General features: G+C 42.5%; 24 protein-coding genes. 12 read left to right on the top strand and 12 right to left on the bottom strand.

The genetic code is table 11. From position 1 onward, the window contains the following. Positions 1-47 precede the first annotated feature (47 nt). Positions 48-458 carry a hypothetical protein gene (locus AC1XUE_RS11480; RefSeq protein WP_483356117.1) on the top strand — a complete coding sequence of 137 codons (411 nt, stop codon included), beginning with the start codon at positions 48-50 and terminating at the stop codon, positions 456-458. Here the strand turns inward: AC1XUE_RS11480 and AC1XUE_RS11475 are convergent. The 3 genes from AC1XUE_RS11475 to AC1XUE_RS11465 all read right to left on the bottom strand — a co-directional run bounded on the left by AC1XUE_RS11475 (position 455) and on the right by AC1XUE_RS11465 (position 2,878). Next, positions 455-1,570, bottom strand: a complete 1,116-nt coding sequence (locus AC1XUE_RS11475; protein WP_483356116.1) for a glycosyltransferase — start codon at positions 1,568-1,570, stop codon at positions 455-457. The two genes, AC1XUE_RS11480 and AC1XUE_RS11475, sit on opposite strands and share 4 nt — an antisense overlap. A gap of 97 nt (positions 1,571-1,667) precedes the next feature. Next, positions 1,668-2,156, bottom strand: a complete 489-nt coding sequence (locus tag AC1XUE_RS11470) for a DUF4199 domain-containing protein (RefSeq protein ID WP_483356115.1) — start codon at positions 2,154-2,156, stop codon at positions 1,668-1,670. A gap of 71 nt (positions 2,157-2,227) precedes the next feature. Further along, positions 2,228-2,878 (bottom strand): NAD-dependent epimerase/dehydratase family protein, encoded by a 651-nt coding sequence (locus AC1XUE_RS11465; RefSeq protein ID WP_483356114.1) that lies wholly within the window; start codon positions 2,876-2,878, stop codon positions 2,228-2,230. A gap of 93 nt (positions 2,879-2,971) precedes the next feature. Between AC1XUE_RS11465 and AC1XUE_RS11460 the strand changes: the two genes are divergently transcribed. Next, positions 2,972-4,543, top strand: coding sequence for a Na+/H+ antiporter (locus AC1XUE_RS11460; RefSeq protein ID WP_483356113.1), 1,572 nt, complete (start codon positions 2,972-2,974; stop codon positions 4,541-4,543). 17 nt (positions 4,544-4,560) lie between these two features. Here AC1XUE_RS11460 and AC1XUE_RS11455 read toward each other — a convergent pair whose 3' ends face one another. From AC1XUE_RS11455 to AC1XUE_RS11440, 4 genes are all read right to left on the bottom strand, one after another. Beyond that, positions 4,561-5,427 carry an SRPBCC family protein gene (locus AC1XUE_RS11455; protein ID WP_483356112.1) on the bottom strand — a complete coding sequence of 289 codons (867 nt, stop codon included), beginning with the start codon at positions 5,425-5,427 and terminating at the stop codon, positions 4,561-4,563. Between the two features lie 23 nt (positions 5,428-5,450). Beyond that, positions 5,451-5,876: a DUF1801 domain-containing protein gene (locus tag AC1XUE_RS11450; RefSeq protein WP_483356111.1), complete on the bottom strand. Its 426-nt coding sequence runs from the start codon at positions 5,874-5,876 to the stop codon at positions 5,451-5,453. 97 nt (positions 5,877-5,973) lie between these two features. Further along, positions 5,974-6,432 (bottom strand): hypothetical protein, encoded by a 459-nt coding sequence (locus AC1XUE_RS11445; protein ID WP_483356110.1) that lies wholly within the window; start codon positions 6,430-6,432, stop codon positions 5,974-5,976. Positions 6,433-6,486: 54 nt separating this feature from the next. Next, positions 6,487-6,966, bottom strand: a complete 480-nt coding sequence (locus AC1XUE_RS11440) for a CinA family protein (protein WP_483356109.1) — start codon at positions 6,964-6,966, stop codon at positions 6,487-6,489. 203 nt (positions 6,967-7,169) lie between these two features. Here AC1XUE_RS11440 and AC1XUE_RS11435 point away from each other — a divergent pair, with 203 nt between their 5' ends. Together AC1XUE_RS11435 and AC1XUE_RS11430 are read left to right on the top strand one after the other, a co-directional pair. Further along, complete coding sequence (locus AC1XUE_RS11435) at positions 7,170-7,361, top strand: YodC family protein (RefSeq protein WP_483356108.1); 192 nt, start codon at positions 7,170-7,172, stop codon at positions 7,359-7,361. Positions 7,362-7,390: 29 nt separating this feature from the next. Further along, positions 7,391-7,906 carry a hypothetical protein gene (locus tag AC1XUE_RS11430; RefSeq protein WP_483356107.1) on the top strand — a complete coding sequence of 172 codons (516 nt, stop codon included), beginning with the start codon at positions 7,391-7,393 and terminating at the stop codon, positions 7,904-7,906. Positions 7,907-7,926: 20 nt separating this feature from the next. Here AC1XUE_RS11430 and AC1XUE_RS11425 read toward each other — a convergent pair whose 3' ends face one another. Beyond that, positions 7,927-8,391 (bottom strand): hypothetical protein, encoded by a 465-nt coding sequence (locus AC1XUE_RS11425; protein WP_483356106.1) that lies wholly within the window; start codon positions 8,389-8,391, stop codon positions 7,927-7,929. A 343-nt stretch (positions 8,392-8,734) separates the two neighbouring features. On the opposite strand from AC1XUE_RS11425, the gene AC1XUE_RS11420 reads away from it, so the two are divergent. Together AC1XUE_RS11420 and AC1XUE_RS11415 are read left to right on the top strand one after the other, a co-directional pair. Then, the gene (locus tag AC1XUE_RS11420; RefSeq protein WP_483356105.1) at positions 8,735-8,917 is read left to right on the top strand and encodes a DUF6496 domain-containing protein; all 183 of its coding nucleotides are present in this window, start codon (positions 8,735-8,737) and stop codon (positions 8,915-8,917) included. Positions 8,918-9,016: 99 nt separating this feature from the next. Continuing rightward, positions 9,017-9,334, top strand: a complete 318-nt coding sequence (locus tag AC1XUE_RS11415) for a hypothetical protein (RefSeq protein WP_483356104.1) — start codon at positions 9,017-9,019, stop codon at positions 9,332-9,334. A 43-nt stretch (positions 9,335-9,377) separates the two neighbouring features. Here the strand turns inward: AC1XUE_RS11415 and mscL are convergent, their stop codons facing one another. Beyond that, positions 9,378-9,824, bottom strand: coding sequence for a large conductance mechanosensitive channel protein MscL (mscL, locus tag AC1XUE_RS11410; protein WP_483356103.1), 447 nt, complete (start codon positions 9,822-9,824; stop codon positions 9,378-9,380). A gap of 217 nt (positions 9,825-10,041) precedes the next feature. Here mscL and AC1XUE_RS11405 point away from each other — a divergent pair, with 217 nt between their 5' ends. Then, complete coding sequence (locus tag AC1XUE_RS11405; protein ID WP_483356102.1) at positions 10,042-10,587, top strand: DUF7010 family protein; 546 nt, start codon at positions 10,042-10,044, stop codon at positions 10,585-10,587. A gap of 401 nt (positions 10,588-10,988) precedes the next feature. On the opposite strand, the gene AC1XUE_RS11400 is transcribed toward AC1XUE_RS11405, so the two are convergent. Continuing rightward, positions 10,989-11,417, bottom strand: coding sequence for a hypothetical protein (locus AC1XUE_RS11400; RefSeq protein WP_483356101.1), 429 nt, complete (start codon positions 11,415-11,417; stop codon positions 10,989-10,991). 147 nt (positions 11,418-11,564) lie between these two features. Between AC1XUE_RS11400 and AC1XUE_RS11395 the strand changes: the two genes are divergently transcribed. The 3 genes from AC1XUE_RS11395 (at position 11,565) to AC1XUE_RS11385 (ending at position 13,749) form a co-directional block, all read left to right on the top strand. Continuing rightward, positions 11,565-12,257 carry a DUF2461 domain-containing protein gene (locus AC1XUE_RS11395; RefSeq protein WP_483356100.1) on the top strand — a complete coding sequence of 231 codons (693 nt, stop codon included), beginning with the start codon at positions 11,565-11,567 and terminating at the stop codon, positions 12,255-12,257. 12 nt (positions 12,258-12,269) lie between these two features. Continuing rightward, entirely contained in the window at positions 12,270-13,211 is a 942-nt protein-coding gene (gene rlmF, locus AC1XUE_RS11390; protein WP_483356099.1) for a 23S rRNA (adenine(1618)-N(6))-methyltransferase RlmF, read from the top strand. Positions 13,212-13,335: 124 nt separating this feature from the next. Beyond that, positions 13,336-13,749 (top strand): hypothetical protein, encoded by a 414-nt coding sequence (locus AC1XUE_RS11385; RefSeq protein WP_483356098.1) that lies wholly within the window; start codon positions 13,336-13,338, stop codon positions 13,747-13,749. Positions 13,750-13,853: 104 nt separating this feature from the next. Here the strand turns inward: AC1XUE_RS11385 and pruA are convergent, their stop codons facing one another. Beyond that, positions 13,854-15,479, bottom strand: coding sequence for an L-glutamate gamma-semialdehyde dehydrogenase (pruA, locus tag AC1XUE_RS11380; protein ID WP_483356097.1), 1,626 nt, complete (start codon positions 15,477-15,479; stop codon positions 13,854-13,856). 215 nt (positions 15,480-15,694) lie between these two features. Here pruA and AC1XUE_RS11375 point away from each other — a divergent pair, with 215 nt between their 5' ends. Next, positions 15,695-16,891: a proline dehydrogenase family protein gene (locus tag AC1XUE_RS11375; protein WP_483356096.1), complete on the top strand. Its 1,197-nt coding sequence runs from the start codon at positions 15,695-15,697 to the stop codon at positions 16,889-16,891. 530 nt (positions 16,892-17,421) lie between these two features. Beyond that, complete coding sequence (locus AC1XUE_RS11370; RefSeq protein ID WP_115831397.1) at positions 17,422-18,303, top strand: AraC family transcriptional regulator; 882 nt, start codon at positions 17,422-17,424, stop codon at positions 18,301-18,303. Positions 18,304-18,618: 315 nt separating this feature from the next. Here the strand turns inward: AC1XUE_RS11370 and AC1XUE_RS11365 are convergent, their stop codons facing one another. Continuing rightward, entirely contained in the window at positions 18,619-20,220 is a 1,602-nt protein-coding gene (locus tag AC1XUE_RS11365; protein WP_483356095.1) for an amidohydrolase family protein, read from the bottom strand. Positions 20,221-20,261: the final 41 nt, after the last annotated feature.

Below are 20,261 nucleotides of genomic sequence, written 5' to 3'. Positions count from 1 at the left end.
AGGGGATTTTTGCAGCTATTTTCCTGTGGATCATAACTTCTCAAATTATGGAAAAATCAGATGTGAAATGTGTCGAGGGTTTTATTGAAGAGGTCTGGAACAACGGCAGACTTGATATGTTGAATCAATATCTGCATCCTGCTTTCAGGGATTTTTCCCAACCTTTTTTTGCTGTACAAAATGCAGCTGGTTTGAAAATGTATCTCCGGCAGCTCAACGGCGATTTTATTCATAAAACAGAAATTCTGGACGTGGATACGTTTGAGGATGTGGTGACATTAGAAGTGAGGTTAGTGCTGCAGCTGAAAAGTTCAGATTGTGCTCAAGAAGAATGTGAGCAGTTGCTGGTAATCGGGGGAGAACGCCGCTTCACTATGCGCGACAATCTCATTTATGAACATAAAGAGCAACTTGCACTCCTGTCAGAAGTTGCTTTGAAAGCAGAAAAAATTTATTAATCCCCGTTGCCCATAGCAAGCTTAGTAGCTCTACAGACGGCTGCATCTAAGTTATTCTGATCTTGTTTTGCAAAAATACCGGGGTAAGTAAGTGCCTTAGGGATGTCAACTGAAAGGTCAATTTTATTTTGTTCAACACAATAGCAGCGATTGTCTGTCATAAGCTTTTTACCAAGATATAGCTGCTCGGTTTGTCCTGGGGTGGGTATCAGTAATGCTTTTTTATCAAGTGCAGCCAGATCCATCAGCGTAGAATAGCCGCTTCTGCATATCACCAGCCCGCATTGCTCGATGATGATGCCCAGTTTCTCAGCATTCAGGTGCGTGTAATAATCCAAATGAGCCGGCAAGTTTTCAGGTTTGTTCCCTGACGGGTTTCCGGCTACCAAATGAAAGTGATAACCAGTCAACGTTCCGATCTGAGTGAGCAACTTTTCTTCCAGCAGTGTCCGCATCGGTTCGGGGCCGGACAACAGGATCAGTATCAGATTATTATCGCTGCTTTGTTGGGGATGAGGTTTTTGGGTGAACTGAGATTGCAGACCAATGTAGGTAGCATTCGAAGGCACGAGTTTTGGATGAGCAAGTTTTCCTCCCAGATTACTATCTCCTTCGATGTCCACCACCCAGCACGTATCAAATTTCTCCAGTGCTTTTTTATGTAGCCTCAGCATTATTTTATCAGCGAGTGTTCCTGTTCCGCTCAGGATTTGCAACTGATGCGTCATGATAATGGAGTGCAATCCGTCTATCTTTAATCCGTATCTGTTGTCGGAAATAATAAGGTTGAAACTGTGTTTTTTCTGAATCTGTTTCAACCAATTCCGCTCATTTCTGATTGCATTCAGGATTTTTGGAATCTGGGTCAGAATACGAAAAACAAAGCCTGCTCCTGTTTTGCTGTAAGTGATATTGTAGCCTTTCAGAGGCAGCATATCCAGCTCAGGAAAGTTAGACTGAAGCAACATGGCAGATTTTCCCTCACCGGCCAGTGTAACGTTATAACCATTCAGCAGTAGCTGTCTGATGATCGGTATACAGCGCGTAGCATGTCCGAGTCCCCAGTCGAGTGGGGCTACGAGTACTTTTAATGGCGGTTTGGGCTGAGTCACTGGTATAAAATAAAATCCGATCCCTGAAGTCTGTTAAGGTTTTCAAAGATCGGAATATTGCCGGTAATCAGGCTATCATTAACCGTTAAAGATGTTTTTAAGCTGGCTTTTTACTCTTGACAAAAAATGCGACGATCAAAGAAGTGAGCGTGCCCATGGCTAACGCACCTATTAATCCCTGAGTAACATAATTATTAAAGTTAAAGAAAGCCTCAGCTTCTGCCCGGGTTTTGTGATAGCCGGTTTTGACAGAATATTCAATCACGTTCGGGAAAAATTCAGGTGTGATCACATAGGTTGTGATCCACTGTGTAGCAGGACTGAAAATGGTGACGATAAGCGTAATGATCAATCCCGAAATCACGCCTTGCTTGTAGCTCATCTGTCCGTGATAAAACCTGCGTTTTTTGTCCTGAAGGGCCAGTACATAAGTCCATATTGCCGGTATCATAAATCCCATCGTCAGGTATTGCTGTTTGTCGATGTGTTCGGCATGTAAACCTGTGACTTTTTCCAATACCATCCATAAGAGCGAAACGATAATGAAAATCACAGCCCATTTGATCTCAATGTAATATTTCTCCATAGTTCGACAGATTAGGTTTTTACAGAATTATCACATCAAGTTATAAATTTCTCTGAAGAGTTTTCTATGTTTCAGACAGCCTTTGCCAAAGTTCTGATGTCGCCAATTTCAAGAACTTGTTTGGGGTAGGTAGTGAGCACTGTGTTGATCATTGCCTGACCAATTTGGTTGAGGGTCAGAGATTGTTTCGGGAAAAGATAAGGGTAAATGGCGATAATAGGTTTGAAAAACCAGCGTACATTTTTCTGCCCTTTAACTGGCTTCATAAATCCCGGACGAAAGTTGTACTGGCCCCGAAAGGGCAGGCGCATCAGTGCATTTTCTGTTTTTCCTTTTACATTAGCCCACATTACTTTTCCTTTTTCAGAGCTGTCGGTGTGCGCTCCGGTCACGAAATTGAAGACCATATCCGGATTGATATCGGCCAGCACTCCCGCGAAATGAAGGGTGGTATCATAGGTAATTCTGGTGTAATCCGCTTCATTCAGGCCCACAGAGCTTACACCCGCACAAAAGAAACAGGCATCGTAACCCTGCAGCTCCTTTCTGAAATCCTGTGCGCTGAAAAAGTCAGCGATCAGTAATTCTTTGAGTTTGGGATGCTGGTAATCAACATGTTTTCTACTGACGATCAGAACCTGCTCTACTTTATTGTTTTGCAGGCATTCGAGCATGACGCCTTCGCCTACCATTCCGGTTGCTCCTGTAATGATCACTTTCATCAGATATTTTTTTAAACAGTCAACGTTCGAAAATTGCTTATGCAAAAAACAGAAATTTGTTAAATAATACTATTTTAGGATTTTTAAATCTCTATGCTTCATCAGTTTCCGTTTTATCTGGCCATTTTGATGGTCATTGTATTTTTGGTCATGCTGGCCAATAAAATAAAAGTGGCCTATCCGATATTGCTGGTTTTGGGTGGACTATTGATCAGTTTTGTGCCTGGTATTCCCAGGATTCATATTGATCCCGAGCTCATTTTTATCATTTTTCTTCCTCCGCTGCTTTACGAAGCTACCTGGGCCACTACGTGGAAAGAGCTGTGGCGCTGGCGCAGGATTATTGGCAGCTTTGCCTTCCTGATCGTATTTCTTACCGCTTTTGCAGTGGCGGTGGTGTCCAGTAAATTTATTCCCGGTTTCACACTTGCGCTCGGTTTTCTTTTGGGTGGGATCGTATCCCCCCCGGATGCAGTTAGTGCGGGAGCAATCCTGAAATTTGTAAAAATCCCCAAACGGCTGGCGTCTATTCTGGAAGGGGAGAGTCTTTTGAATGACGCTTCCAGCTTAATTGTTTTCAGATTCGCGCTTGTGGCTGTAGGTACCGGACAGTTTGTCTTCGAACAGGCATTTGTCAGTTTTACCTGGGCAGTTTTGGGTGGTGCAGCCATAGGTTTAGGAATTGCGTTTGCGTTTTATAAGACACATAAGCTGCTGCCCACTGATGTGAATATGGATATTGTTCTGTCATTGGTGACGCCGTATGTGATGTACATTGCGGCGGAGAGCGCCGAGACATCGGGCGTCTTGTCGGTAGTATGCGGTGGATTATTTTTGGCGCAACAGCGTCACAGATTTCTCTCCAGTAGTAGCCGCCTGAGAGCGATCAATGTATGGGAGTCTCTTGTCTTTATATTGAACGGGCTGGTGTTTATGCTGATCGGACTGGATTTACCTGAAATTACAGAAGGGCTCGAAGAAGTGAGTATACGTTCTGCGATAGGATATGGTGTTATGATCACCGTATTACTGATCGTTGGCAGGTTGCTGTCAGCTTATGGGGCTGTTGTTTTTACCCAGTTCGCCAGGAGGTTTATTACTGTTGCAGAGCAGGGACATCCCGGCTATAGGGGTCCGTTTCTGCTGGGTTGGGCAGGAATGAGAGGAGTGGTTTCCCTGGCTGCTGCACTATCCATACCGCCGTATCTTGCGGATGGAACTCCGTTTCCTCAACGCAACCATATACTTTTTATTACCTTTGTCGTCATATTGCTCACGCTTGTTATTCAGGGACTTACTCTGCCGGTTTTTATTCGAAGGTTCAATTTGAAAGACACTGATCATGATTTGTCTGAAGAAGAGGAATACCATCATTTGCACCGGAGATTGGCAGATGACAGCCTTGTTTATCTTAAAAACAGAGAAGTCGCTGATGATGCAAATCAGTTTGCTGTGGGTAAAATGCTGAAGCAGCTAGAAAACACCAATACGCTGCTTGATGACGAGCAGCTAACCCGGGAATGCAGGGAGGTGTACCTGCACATGCTGGACGTGCAACGATCATGGTTAAAAGAATGGAACAAGGCGTATACCACCAATGACGATGCTGTAAGACGGCATTTGCACAGGCTGGATGTAGAGGAGGAAAAAATCAGATTTATGTAGACATAAAAAGTAAATATTTATCGTCTCCCTTCCGCCATTTCTTTCAGTATCTGAAGAGCAGCAGGGAATGCCTTATTCATCTGATCTCCATATTCTTTTTGATTGTCCAGCTCAACCCTTAAACGCGTTCCTGCTGGCGTATCGGTAAGGAAATAACTTTCTCGGCTGCCTGTCCATATTTCTGATTCAGCATCAAGAGGTTGTTCCTCTTTGTTCTTCAGGTTGCCCAACAGGCTAAAAGTGAGTTGTTCGTTTTCTGCATAAATGAGAATGTCGCTGTACAAACCTTCACCCGTTGGCGAGAGCAAGTGAACTCTCTTGCCCTGACCAAATTCACCCTCAAAATAGGATCCCGCCATAAACGGACTTGTCCATTCCTGGTAGCTTTCTTTTCCCCACAATAACTCCCAGACGCGTTCTTTTGGTGCTGCAATATCAGTCTCGAAAATCAACTTCTCAATTCCGTACAAATAGTTGCGTAATGAATAACCCAGAATTTCTTTCCAGCCTGCTATATAGTTTTCCGTCGCAAACTCCGGTCCGCCATCTGCAAAGTTTTCTGTGCCGGCGTGTTTAAGGGTGAGTCTGGATGTATTTTCAGAGATGGCTTCTATATCCCAGCTAAGCACCGATATTCCCTTGGTGTGCGATGGGTGTTCCCAGGTATGTTCAAACTTTTGTCCGGAAATAATACTCCGTATCATACACCGATGCAGAAAAGCACCTCCGGTTTCTGTTTCATAAAAGGTAAAAACGGAGCCTTCTTGCAGTTCAAAATCATGTATGGTAAAGTACCATTGCTTCATTTCATCAGGCCTGGTGATGGCATTCCAGAGTTTGTCCGCAGAAACCTGGTAAATGTAAGATAAGGTGATCGATTCCATGCTGGCTGTGTTTTAAATCTGATTCAACTAGTTCTCTGATACTTGTTTTCAACGTATTTGATGGTTTCCTGCATCAATGTGGTTAAGTGCTCCGTATTGATATCGGCTAACTTTTTGGCATAAATACAGGCTTTTCCCATACTGTATTTGCCTAGTCCGGACAGTAAGTGTTCATGCTCTTCGAGTCCGGTAAATACGTAAAGAGAAATCGCTGCTTTTCTTGGAGAAAACCCCAAAACAGGCGCATCACTCTCGTGGCCGCTGTCGTATTTATAATGGTAATTTCCAAAGCCGATAATTGTCGGTCCCCACATGGTCGCCTTGCATCCTGATACTTGTGACATAAGTTCGATCAGTTTGTAGCTGTCGGTCTTTTTCTGATCGTTTTCCAAAGCCTCTACAAAATCTGTGACGCTTGCTGCTGTATAAGTAGTTTTAGTTTTTGCCATGTCGCTGATATGAATGACTGATATCCGGTTAGAAACGTATTTTCCCCAACACTGCTAAAAGTAAAAAATATCAGCGACAGTTTATAAGTTGCTGATACTATTTACAAGGCGCTTCGGTGAGTACAATTCCATTGAATTTAATGTTGGCAGCATCTTCAAAAACCGTCTTGCCATCCACCTCTTTCAATGGGCCATATCCCTCAATCAGTACAGTATCCTTTTTTATGAAGATGACTTCTCTCACCGATTCTTTTCCTTCGGACATAAAAGTATACATTCCCCTGAGTGTATCTCCATACATTTTGGCGAGCAGTGATCCGTTATTCTGGTCTTTTTCGTAAAGTTTGTAACCTAGGCTGCCGGTCACGCTATCTCCCGACATGTGTGCGTTCAATAGTACAGTGTCTTTTTTTACTGTGGATGAAAAACATATGTTGAATGTAGAATCCTGCTCAGACTTTTTGGTGTCGATGGCTGTGTTCTGCGTGGGATTTGAGTTGCAGGCCATTGCAATCGCTGCAATGACAGTAAAAGGAAGTGTTTTGATGATATTCATATTGATGTGAAGGTAAATGATTGTTTATGAAAAGTTAATTGCAATAGGTTTTACTCAGGATCGATATGCTTCCTCGCTTTCAATCCGCACGACAGACATTTCATTAATGATGGTTTCGGCTACCTCGTCAATGGTTTTAAGTATGATTTGCTCCGGAGAACCTACATATAGTTTTCTCAGAGAAATGGGCCTGTCTTGTATGAGAATATGAATGAACATGGTTCCTACAGGTTTTTCCGATGTCTCACTTCCGCCAGCAGTAGTCAGACCCGTAATAGCAACCTGAATGTCGGAAGGAATGATCGTTTTGAGCTGCAATGCCATGGCACGGGCTACCTGAGCAGACTCTGCCGTAAATTCCTCAATCAGCTCCATCGGTATGTGCAGAATATCTTGTTTTACACACGCATCATAGCAAACCAACCCACCTTTTAGCGAACCTCCGGAATAGGGTGTTAACGCAAACTCAGAAGCTAACCGTCCGGCTGTGGCGCTTTCGGCAAATGCAATTGTAACGCCTTTTTCATATAACATTTTGGTACATTCTAAAACAGTGGAAGATGTCATAGTGCATATTAAGTCAAATGAATTTTATTAAAATCTGATAAAATCCTGTGCCAGGTTCGGAAATATGGCAGGTACGTGTGCCTATGGTTACTGGTCAGGCACAATCTTTTACTCACAAAGCCCCTATATATCACACGGATTAGCAATGCTCATCCTAAACACTATGCGACATGGAAAATCAGGAATTTAAAAAAGGAGATTGGGTTAAGGAAAAAAATGGCACTACAGGTATGACTGTCGTTGAGTATATCTCCGACGGTGCTACGTCAGAGCCCACAGGTGAGGTCAGATGCCGTTTTAAAAATGCTACTGGTGATGAAATTGAGGAAAACTTCTGGGCGCAAGATCTCGTGACATTATAGAAAATTATTTTTTAAATCGTATGTAGCTTATGGAAAACCACGGTTTTGCCTCACGCTCTATCGGCACAGTCTCCGGCGTGTTTTTTACACGTCGGGATGCCGATGCGGCTTACAATAGTTTAGTTGCCAGAGGGCACACAGCTGATGATATATCAGTATTGATGTCGGACGAGACGTTGAATAGGTCTGTGGATGAAGGTGTGGAGCAGATTGAAGAGGAAAGTGCGTTGAGCCGAGCTGCTGATGCGTTTTCCGGTGTGATCATTTCACTCACTTCAATGATTTCCGTTCCTGGCCTAGGTATTGCAATATCCAGAAAGTTGCAGCAATTATTGCCTGCTGATTCAGTGAAAGCAGATGCGATAAGAAGTTTTGGTGTGCCCGACGAACATTTGACATCTTACGATAACCATATGCAGGAAGGCGGGATTATCATCAGTGTGGATCCCAGAAATGAGCAGGAGAAGCGGGCCATAGTTCAGGACTTCAGATTGTTTAACGGATCTGATATTCTGGGTGATGATGGTTACTCAGAACTGCATTGACAGCCCTGAAACGTCTGAGTTCAGAATTTTGATGTTAAATACTCATAACTTTTGGCCAGCTCCTTATTGATCTGGAAATCGATTTCAATTAATTTTTCCAAATGATCGGAAAGCATTGCATCATTGTCGGCTGATAGTAAAATTCCTGACTTGATATTTTCATAGATCATGATTGTTTTCTGTTCCTGATCGTGCAAAATCCGGGCGATTGACAGCTTGTCTGTAGTCTGTGAAAACAGTGATGGTATGGAAGGTATTGTCACTTTTTCGCTGATATCTCCATCCATTAAAGAACATTTAATACCATCGTAAACCCACTGTATTTCCTTCTTAAATAACAGAGAACTGATATAGCCGTGACTGTAAACTCTTCTGAGCGAACCTGCATTATCCAAAGACATAGCCTGTTTATAGAGTTGTTCCCTATAACGATTTGCGTTCCAAAGGCGAACAATTCCGTCGACGAAAGCGGGCAAATTATCCATAGCAGAAACATTTAGATTTGAATACCAGCCATATCTGACAGTTGTATCACTAATACTGCAAAAAACATACCTGCACTCCTGATCGATAGCGGTGATAAATCACGGACTAATTTTTAGTCAACAATACTTTTAAACTGACGATTAACACTTAAACTGACGATTAACACTCTTTTGTTTGCGATGCAGAGATTATTCATTTCATGCAGACCAATTGAAATGTTGAGGAAATTAGTGCTCAACCTTTTTATGGCGATCGGTGGTACTTTTTCTTAATCAGGATTTTAACGCGGCATAGAATTTAAAAACAATCACTGTAGCAATTCCAATCTAAACAGACAATACCATGGCAAAGTATTCGAAAAAAGCAAGCGAGAAAGTGGAAGAAGCACTGCACCGAAAGAAAGAAGGTACATTAAAAACAGGCACAGGAAAGAAAGTAACTTCCAAAAAGCAGGCAATCGCAATCGGGCTTTCAGAAGCGAAAAAAGAGGGTGCAAAAGTGCCTGAAATAAAAGGGAAAGGTTAACTATAACATTTAACAGAGGATACGAGAACGCTTCCGGGAATGGTTTTTTCGAGGCGACGTGTCAAGTGAATAAATTGACAACAAAAAATGAGATATATCATGAAGAAGATTCAGAGATATGCAGGAGTGCTGGCTTTAGCCGGTATGGTAATGCTGGCCTCCTGCGGACAGGATGCAGGACAAGCCAGTGGTTCTGATTCAGAAACAACGCCGAACGACAGTTCAGGTGCGGTAAGTCGTTCTGCTCTTGGCCAGGACGAAGGAAAGCAAAAAGTGTTAGGTGGATATCCGAGTAATCAGGCTAATTTGAACAGCGATTCTACAAGTCGGCGTCATGACGTGAATGACGTGGTTGTAGATAAGCCGGAAAATGAAAAGCCTATGAAGGATAAGCCTAATAAGCATGAACATCAGTAATAGATTACCGGGTAGCTGAAATCATCAGCTACCCGGTAATCTATCATGTATTTGGTTGCTTCGGAGCAAAGTTCTGTATCGCGTCTCTGATTTCCATCAATAGTTTTTCTTCCTTGGTAGGAGCCGGTGGGTCAGCCGGTTTTTCTGCTTCCTTTTGCCTTATGGAGTGTACCAGATTAACAAGAAGAAAAACGGTCATTGAAATGATCAGAAAGTTGATTACACTCTGAATAAAGTTTCCATATGCGATAATGGCTCCTGCCTTGCGAGCCTCCTCTACAGTAGAGATGCCTCTTGTCTGTTCGTCCAGTGGGATGTAGAGATTGGAAAAGTTAACGTTGTCGATAATTTTCCCGACAGGTGGCATAATCACATCATTGACCAGCGATTGCGTAACGGTGGTAAACGCAGCACCAATAATAATACCCACAGCGAGATCAAGCACGTTGCCCTTGACAGCAAAGTCTTTAAACTTTTGAAAGAATTTCATAACGGTTTTATATATGATTTGTACCTGGATCAGAATGCATATCCCGGTGCTGCAATTTAAAAAATTGTTCCTTGTGGATTATTAAAATTACTACGTGCAACAGGTATTTGATAGGAAAAACACACTATGGTGAAGCAACGAAAGGCTGAATAATTTAAATTCTTGACTAAATTTATGCTTTTCACAAAACCTGGTCAATTACGACAAGTTTGATTTTATGGTATCAATTCAAAGGACATTAGAGGAACAAAAGCAGGAGTTTAAAAATGGGAAATTGTTGGCCACACCCATAGCGGGTTTGATAGCTTGGTCAGCAATATTTATCTCGGGGATGCTCTTTTCGGACACCATCACTGTATGGGTACTTTTTATTGCTACAGGCTCAATTGTGTACTTGGGTATGGGCATCTCCAAACTTACCGGGGAGAATTTTTTAGATAAGAACAAGCCGAAAAATACTTTTGATACACTTTTCTTCTACACTGTTGCTCAGGCTGTATTGGTTTATTCGATAGCGATACCTTTTTTTATTGAAAACTATACGTCATTACCTTTAACCGTCGGAATACTAACCGGCTTGATGTGGTTGCCGCTAAGCTGGATCATTGACCATTGGATTGGTCTTTTCCATTCGATTGCACGAACTTTTTCGGTTTTGTTACTTTGGTATCTATTTCCGGAAAGCAGATTTATATTTATTCCATTGGCTATTGTAATTATATATGGGATCACCATAATTGTCTTGACCAGAAGGTTGAAGTAACAGATCACCGACTATAATACATACTAATGGGATGTATCGGGAGAAATGAATCATGAGAATAATAGCCCGTCCAAACTTCAGAGGAGACTTTTTTGGTATCATCACGCACGCCTGCGTTGAGTAGTGCAAACATCCCCTCTGTATAGTGAAAAGTTGCTGTCAATGATGGAAACTAGGATTGATCAGGAAGTGCCTGAAGTACAATAGGCAATGAATTTCACGGCAGCTCAAATCGGAATTTTTCAACCTGAATACCGATCAAGATGTATCATGCTGGGCGAACGCACCAGACTTTATAAAGATGAAATAGATGCAAAGCATTGTACACCCATCTATTTACCGAAATACATCGCAACACAGGTTACCAAGCTGAATAAATAAGTTGCAACTATTGATTCATGTTAAAGTCCTACAGTATTCCTGACATATTTAGTCCTATATTTTCCGTCAAACGATAAAATCAGCTCGTCACCCTGTACCTCAATATCCCAAGTTTCAAAATAGGCGCAGTTTAAATAAGCACACATCGGGGCCGGATTAAGCATCCCCGCAGTAGGTACGCTTACTTTTTCTCCGTTTATTGATAAAAATTTGGGATGACAACAAATTGTATGTCCACCGCCCGTGATGATGGCACCATCATCGCGAAAGGTATAGGCGCTTCTTGTAGAATCGGCAACTACAACCCAACTCTTTTTATCATTTTCCGTTTGCTCACGTTCGCTCAATGTCCAGCTACCCACGATAGGTTTGAGGATTGTTTCAGGATCATCTTTTTTACATCCGACGGTGATGAGCAGTATGATTAGAAATGTGGTAAATTGTTTCATGTCAGAGACAGTATAGTTGGCCTATATGAAGTAACATTTGCGATAAAATTGGTTGGAATAGGATTAAAGTGTTTAATCATTGTACAAGGCTATTAGAGAAGAGGAATAGGATATAATAATAAGTCATTGCAATGATTACCTTTGTATATGGCCAGGAAACAAACAAATATTTCAGCATCTAGTCTTGATTTTCTGAAATTGCTGAAAGAAAATAACAACAGGGAATGGTTTGCAGACCATAAGCAGACTTATCTGGAAGAACTTGAAAAGATAACGTATCTCGCGGATTCCCTTCTGGAGTTAATGCAGGTGCACGACCGGATAGAGACGCCATCAGGCAAAAAGGCCTTGCACCGGATCTACCGGGATACCCGTTTTTCAAAAGAAAAGATTCCATACAAAACCAACTGGAGTGGAGGTTTCACACGGGCAACAAAGCAGCTTCGCGGCGGCTACTACTTTCATATAGAACCGGGAAATTGTTTTCTGGCAGGAGGATTTTACGGACCCAATGCTGAGGATTTGAAGCTGATTAGAGAAGATATCAGTTTCGACCCCAATCCCATTACAGCGATTTTGAATGCCGCGGACTTCGTAGAGACGTTTGGTACTTTGCAGGGAGAAAAATTGAAAACAACTCCTAAAGGTTTCAGTGCTGATGATCCGGCAATTGAGCTGCTCAGACATAAACAGTTTTTATTGATCAGGAATTTTTCGGACCAACAGGTTATGCAGCAGGAATTTTTGACAGAAGCAAATCGTACTTTCAAGAATATGCGGCCATTTTTTGATTATATGAGTATGGTTTTGAGTACGGATGGAGACGGAGTTACGATATAATTCAGGCAGATAGTGAAGAAAATACCTCATAAAAAAACTACTGAGAAGAAACCTGTTGCAGAAGAGAAAACCAATCTGCATCCGCGAAACCCGCACCGGTTCAGATATGACTTTCCTGCATTGATCAGCAGTTGTAAGGAGCTTGAAAAGTTCGTTGGCAAAAATGAATATGGTAACGATTCTGTGAATTTTGCCGACCCTGAAGCAGTCAAGACACTGAACAAGGCAATTTTAAAACATTTTTATCAAATCAGCTATTGGGATATTCCGGCAGGTTACCTGTGTCCGCCCATTCCCGGCAGAGCCGATTACATCCATTATATTGCTGATCTGCTATCGGTGAGCGGACAAGTGCCAACGGGACAGCAGGTGAGAGGCCTGGACATTGGAACAGGAGCGAATTGTATATATCCTATTCTTGGAAGCCAAAGTTATAGGTGGTCGTTTGTTGGAGCTGATGCGGATCAGAAAGCAATACAGAATGCAGAAAAGATCGTAACTTTTAATAGTCAGCTGGGCACTCTGATAGAATGCCGGTTTCAGTCTTCGACATCACAAATTTTCAACGGCATCATCAGACCTGATGACCACTTTGATTTCACTATGTGTAATCCGCCCTTCCATACATCTCTGGCGGCAGCAAATGCTGGTACAAAGCGGAAATGGAATAATCTTAAAAAAGGGAAGGTTTCAGGAAATCCATCCCTGAATTTTGGTGGACAGCAGGCTGAACTTTCCTACCCCGGTGGTGAGCAAGCTTTTATTCTAAACATGATCAGCGAGAGTGCTGCCTATGGCAGGCAGTGCAAATGGTTTACATCACTAGTATCCAAAAAGGAAACACTGCCTTCCGCCTATAGCAGGCTAAAAACACTTGATGTTTCAGAAGTAAAGACAATCAGTATGTCTCAGGGACAGAAGGTGAGCAGGATCCTGGCTTGGACATTCGTGTAATCCCATTATTAGGAAGTAAAGCTGTTTTAATGATGCGTTATCGAGCCCATCGGTTGAAAAATTGAGCTCTGGAAGGTATATTTGTCCAAGTAACACTTCTGATACCAATCATTTATTACTAAGCATGGATGTCATTGACTATTTACGTGACGAATTAAAAGCATATTATCCCGAATCTTCCGAACTGCTTCTTTCAAGCCGTTTCAATAATCAACCGAGGTTTAATTTTTACTTCCAGATCAAAGCTGACTGTCGTCATCTTTTGTACTTGAACTGGGATGGAGACGGTCGTTATTTTACATTGAAATGTCTGGAATTTGAGGAAGAGCAACTACTAACACAGCTTTCTGCGGAATATACTGAGAAAGGATCGCGGGTGTTTAATATCGGGAAGCCCAAATCGACTTTGACTTTTGTTTATCACGGGAAAAATATGCTGAGAGGAGCAGAATTTCAAAATACGAATTCATTTACTTTTGATCCTGCGAACATGTCTGGACAAGATGTAATGCAGTGTGTGAATCCTGATTTCGCCTGATCGGTGCCAGATTGAACTGATGTTAACGGGTTTGAAGCTGCCTCATACAAAAACGGGATACAAACAAAGTCTGCATCCCGTTTACTATACATGCCCAAAGTAATTTAATCCTCTTTCAGAAATGGGTATTGATAAGCTCTCGGTGAATCGAAAGTCTCCTTAATTGTTCGTGGAGATACCCAGCGCAACAGGTTCAGCATCGATCCCGATTTATCATTGGTGCCCGAGCCACGTGCGCCGCCAAATGGCTGCTGACCCACAACTGCACCGGTTGGCTTGTCGTTGATATAAAAATTTCCCGCAGCGTTACGTAGCTTTTTCAAGGCGAGTTCCACCCCTTTGCGTTCTTGTGAAATCACCGCTCCTGTAAGCGCATAAATTGATGTATTGTCGATCACATCCAGAATTTGCTCAAAGTCATCGTATACATATACTGATAGTACCGGTCCGAAAATTTCCTCTTCCATAGTCACATAGTGGGGATCCGAAACTTCAATAATGGTAGGGTCAATAAAATATCCTTTCGACTTATCGTACGTACCACCGGCTATAATTTCTGCTTCGGGCGCAGATTTAGCATTGTCGATATAGGTGGTAATACGGTCAAATGCTTTTTCTGAAATAACAGCGTTTACGAAATTGCTGAAATCTTCAACTGTTCCCACCTTCACTGTAGCCAGGTCGGCAAGCAATTTTTCCTTAACTGCCGGCCATATTGATTTGTGAATATACGCACGTGAGGCAGCGGAGCATTTTTGTCCCTGGTACTCGAATGCACCACGCAAAAGTGCTGTAGATACTACTTCAGGATTTGCTGACGGGTGTGCTACCACGAAGTCTTTTCCTCCTGTTTCTCCTACGATACGCGGGTAGCTTTTGTATTTATTGATGTTATTTCCGATGTTTTTCCAGATCGTCTGGAATACTGCAGTTGATCCTGTAAAATGCAGTCCGGCGAATTCACGATGAGAAAAAATGATTTCTCCTGCTTTGGGTCCGTCTACATTGATCAGGTTGATCACACCATCCGGTAAGCCGGCTTTCTGAAACACTTCCATAATCACCGCTGCGGCATACACCTGATTCTCGGATGGTTTCCAGACAATCACGTTACCCATCATAGCTGCGGATGCAGGCAGGTTACCGGAAATAGCAGTGAAGTTGAAAGGCGTAAGCGCATACACAAATCCTTCAAGAGGGCGGTAGTCGGTACGGTTCCAAACTCCTTTACCTGATACAGGTTGTTGCTTGTAGATCTCCGACATGAACGCTACATTGTAACGCAGGAAGTCGATCATCTCGCAAGCTGCATCAATTTCCGCCTGATATGCATTTTTAGACTGCCCCAGCATCGTAGCAGCGTTGATTTTATAGCGATAAGGGCCGGCAAAGAGCTCCGCAGCTTTCAGGAAGATCGCAGCCCTTGTTTCCCAGGTCGTATCTTCCCATGCCTGCTTGGCCGCGAGTGCCGCATCAATTGCCGCGGTAACATGGCTTTCGTCCCCTTCATGGTAATAACCCAGAATATGACCGTGCTCGTGAGGCGGTCTGATCTCCATTTTTTTACCAGTTCTGATCTCTTCTTTTCCTATAAACATAGGAATATCCACCACATGTGCTTTCGCCTCTTTTATAGCTTCTTTTAGTTTGAACCTTTCGGAACTTTGCGGTGCATAATCCAAAACAGGTTCGTTTTGTAATGCAGGCACCGTGAAAAATCCGTTTGTCATAGCCAGATCGTTTTAAGTTTGTACTTTTTAATAAACCGATTTCATATAATAATGTTCCCTGTAGTACGCATTGGAATAATCATATATGGTGTCCAAAGGTAAAGCACCCCGGCTGATTAGATTTAATCGCAAATTATCCATATCTAATCAGAAATTGCGAAAATATTTATTCCTGCATTTCGTCGTTTACTTTTGGGGTAAATATGAAAATTGCGATGGAAAAAATATTCAATGATACCAGACAAGCCTTTGCGTACAAAACGAACGGACAGCTGAGAAAGGCATACTGGCTATTTAAAATGATGAAGTATAACTGGCTGATTTCTATCGGAACAGACTTTATTCTGAAAGCTATTGAGTGGCGTCTGCCTGTAAAGGGTTTGCTGAAAAATACGCTTTACAGCCAGTTTGTAGGAGGGGAGACCCTGGAAACGGCCACACCTGCTATCAAAAAACTGGACGAATACGACGTTGATGTAATCCTCGATTATGGTGCTGAAGCCAAGGAGGGGGAAGATAATTTTGATTTTGCAAGAGAAGAATTCATAAAGGCGATTGGTTATGCCTCATCTCAAAAAAGTATTCCTTTTATCAGCCTGAAAATTACCGCACTAGCCAGGTTCGAATTACTTGAAAAGGTCAATCCAGGTGTAGTGATCAATGAAACCGGCTTGCTCGTTGACCTGTCGTTACTGACCTCAACAGAAAGACAAGAGTGGGAGAGAGTACTTCAAAGAACATTTGCAATCTGCGATCATGCTGGAAATAAGGGTGTGGGCGTGCTCATCGACGCAGAGGAATCCTGGATACAGGACAGTATTGATGCAGTTGTGATGATGGCGATGGAGCGTTTTAATAAAAACCGCGTGGTCGTATACAATACAATACAGCTCTACCGGCATGACAAACTCTTGTTTCTGAAACAAAGTGCTGCTTTGGCTTCCGCGCGATCTTACACGTTGGCGGTGAAGCTTGTGCGTGGCGCCTATATGGAGAAAGAAAGAGCCAGGGCACAGGCCACAGGAAGCGTTTCTCCGATTCAGCCAAATAAAAATGCAACGGATCAGGATTTCAACAGGGCAGTAGAGTTTTGTCTTACGCAACAGGAATCGATTGCGACAGTAGTAGCTACTCACAACGAAGATAGCAACATGCTGGCGCTGGAATTATTGAAGAAGGATCAATCGCGCCGGAGTATCACATTTTTTTCTCAGCTATATGGAATGAGCGATAATATTACTTTCAATCTTGCCAAGGCAGGTTTTAAAGTGAGCAAGTATCTGCCTTATGGTTCGGTAGAAGATGTGATTCCTTATTTGTTGAGGCGGGCCCAGGAAAATAGCTCAGTTGCCGGACAAACCGGGAGAGAGCTGTTTCTTTTGACCAACGAAATGAAGAGGCGTGGTTTGTAGTAAACAGAAATTAACCTCAGTACGGACAAAATCAATTACGGTGACGCGCATACAGTTGTTGCGGTTATCTATTCAAGATAAGCTTATGGGATTTGATGTTTAAATATCCCGGCAGGAATTTCTGCCGGGATTATTTTTGTCTCATACTTTGAAAAATAGTATTTCATTGAAAAACAGTGCGTAAGTCAGACGCTTTAAAACAACCTGGTTACGGTATGTGGAAGTGTTTACTGATCAGGATAATTTTTAATTATAATTGGCGAATCTTAAACAAATATTAATCTAGCTGTTTTCATTGTCGTGATAAAATGATAATATTGGTAAAGAGTAGAGAAGGCCATACAAAAGATAAAAAATTAACGTGCAGATCTGATTGAGGAGATTGAGGTGTTTTACCGGGTAATTTCAGTTTTCGATTATAATATATAATTATCTGAATATTTATATTTTGATTCTGAATGTACCGGATTGTTTTACCTTATGCTGTTGAATAAATTCCTATAAATATTTGTAACCTTAACTAGTCTGTTATGAAAGTATTACAATTTACTCCACCTGTCCCGAAAGAAGATGCTGTCGTTATAGAGGAGGATCTGTTGCCTCACTTTTATAATTTTCTTCACCGGCATAAGGAATTACAGGTTACACTCATCATCAGAGGCGAAGGAACATTGATTGCGGGTAATTATTCTCAGGCCTTTAAGTCTGGTGATGTATACGTAATTGGTGCGAACCAGCCTCATATTTTTAAATCGGATCCTGCCTATTTTGATAATCTGGATAAACAGAATGCGCATGCAATTCATATCTTTTTTGATCTGGAACGCATTCCACAGGCATTTATGAATCTGCCGGAAATGGGGTCTATTAAGAAGTTTGTTGATTCCTGTACGACAGGTTTGCAGCTTCCCGTACAACATACCGCCCATGTTGGGGAAGCGATCAAGAAAATGGTAGGAAAGCCTAATCTGGAGAGATTACTTTCACTGTTAGAAGTGTTTCAGTATTTCGCAAAAGAGGTGACAGGCTGGAAGTCGCTTTCCACAGGTTTTTCAAATTACCCGTTTCCAGAATCAGAAGGAAACAGAATGAACGACATTTTCCAATATACACTCGAAAACTATGCAGAGAATATTACGCTGAATAAAATTGCCTCTATTGCCCATATTACTCCCCATGCGTTTTGCAAGTATTTCAAGCAGCATACCAGAAAAACTTATAATAACTTCCTGAATGAAGTGAGGATTAATGAAGCTTGTAAGAAGATCATTAGTGGCGACTATGATGGGATTTCGACTATAGCCTATAAGACCGGCTTTAATAGTGCTATCAATTTCAACAGGGTTTTTAAGAAAACTACCGGTATGTCTCCGAGTGATTATAAAAAGGAATTCAGACATAAATCGGCTTAGTAATCTGATCGCTTTGTGTTTTTTGTTCAACCCCTACAGGGTTGTTGTGTTAGGAAATCTTATTTGTTACCCGGACCCCGGATTTGCATCCGGGGCTATTCGTATTCAATACCTCTACTTACTGTCTGATTATCAGGTAGAATTCATTTGCAATGATGTTGGTATTGGATATCAATGCCAGCGGAAATCCGGTGGGTTTCATTATGAATAGCCAGGGATGCAATCCCTGGCTATTCATAAAATAAACTTCCTACAACTCTGTAAGGGTTGAATATCAAATTTTACGTATGTCTATTACCGTTAATTTTTCGCTATCTATTTCTTTGGTTCCACACCGGGTTGGGTGATTTTAAAACCTGCAGCTGCCTTATCCTCTTCGACCAATCTTTTCACATCGGCTAGAAGCTTCTTGGCATCATAAATAATGCCGTCTTTGATGGTATACTTTACACCCCCAACTCTTGTGATCTTGTTTTCCTTAGTCAGTTTAATGGCACCGGTACCGTAGAGCACCTGCAGATTTTTAAGCGGATTATCTTCAACCAAAACAAAATCTGCCAGTTTTCCTACTTCAACACTGCCCAGCTCTTTATCCAGTCCTAATGACTCAGCTCCGTTCAAGGTGGCAGATTTAATAACTTCCAGCGGATGAAATCCAGCTTCGCGAAGCAGTTCCAGTTCTCTGACAAATGCGAAGCCGTACAGCTCATAAATAAAACCTGCGTCGGTGCCGGTTGTTACACGACCCCCGCGGTTTTTGTATTCATTGATAAATGCCATCCATAGTCTGTAATTTTCTTTCCACTGAATTTCCTGCTCGGTTCCCCAAGAATGCCAGTAGGAGCCGTGTGAATTCCAGCTTGGAGCGTAAAAGCTCCAAACCTGAGGCATGGTGTAATCCTCATGCCACTCGGCTCTTCTGGCACGCATCAGATCCCGATTGGCCTCATAAATATTCAAGGTGGGAGACAATGTAAAGTCTAGGGAGAGAAGTTCGTTCATTACTTTGTTCCAACGATCAGAGAAGGGTGGGGCAGCCTGTTTCCAGAGTGTGCCTGCTTCGCCAAACCGATCCTGCTCATTGGTGTAATTGTAATCCAGTGAATAATTCTGAACCGTTCTGTCCGTAAAAAGTGCCTCAGGAAGTCCGTACCAATGTTCCATAGAGTTCAGGCCTGCACGGGCACTGTTCATTACATTCCATCTGCCCACATCGGTCTGTGAATGGTGCATCATCGAGCGCAGTCCCAGTTTCTTGTTCTCGTCCAGAGCGGCAGTCATAATTTCCGGAGCTGCGCCGAAGAATTTGATACCGTCTGAACCTGCCTTTGCATTGTTTCTAACCCATTGACGGGCTTGTTCTGGTGTGGAAATGGGATCGTTACTTCCTAAACCAAAGCGGGAGTAAGCTTTGATGCGAGGCGCTGTGATCAAATTTTTGCTACTTTTCTCTTTCTGATCCAAAGTCCATTCCAGACCGTTCATGCTACCCGGTTCTGCTATGGTAGTTACCCCATGAGCCATCCAAAGTTTGAAAACATACTCCGCATGTGCCCCTTTTGAACCACCTCCGATGTGCGCGTGCGTATCTACGAAACCAGGTAAAAGGTACATGCCCTCAGCCTGTAGTTCTTTTCCTCCGGCCTTTAAAGCGGGCCTGCGCTTTGGATCAATGGGTAGCGTGGTATTTCCCACCGTGGTGATACTTACGATCCTGTTTTTCTCCACCACGATATCTACCGGGCCGATGGGAGGTGAAAGTGTACTATTGATAAGTGTCGCACCGCGTATAATGAGCTGGTTGTAGGGACCGTCTCCTTCTTTGATTTCAGGCGCTTTTTTTGTGGCTTGTCCCGCTGCATTGATATGCAGGAAAAGTCCAAGCGCCAGGGCTGTCCATTTGTATAGGTTGCGCATAATAAGATTGGATTAAAGTAAAATGAGTTTGCAGCTCTTTG

The organism is Dyadobacter sp. HNCC25DJ187, from assembly GCF_056895255.1.
The sequence above is the reverse complement of the archived record's forward strand: the minus strand, read 5'-3'. Positions and strand labels throughout refer to the sequence as shown.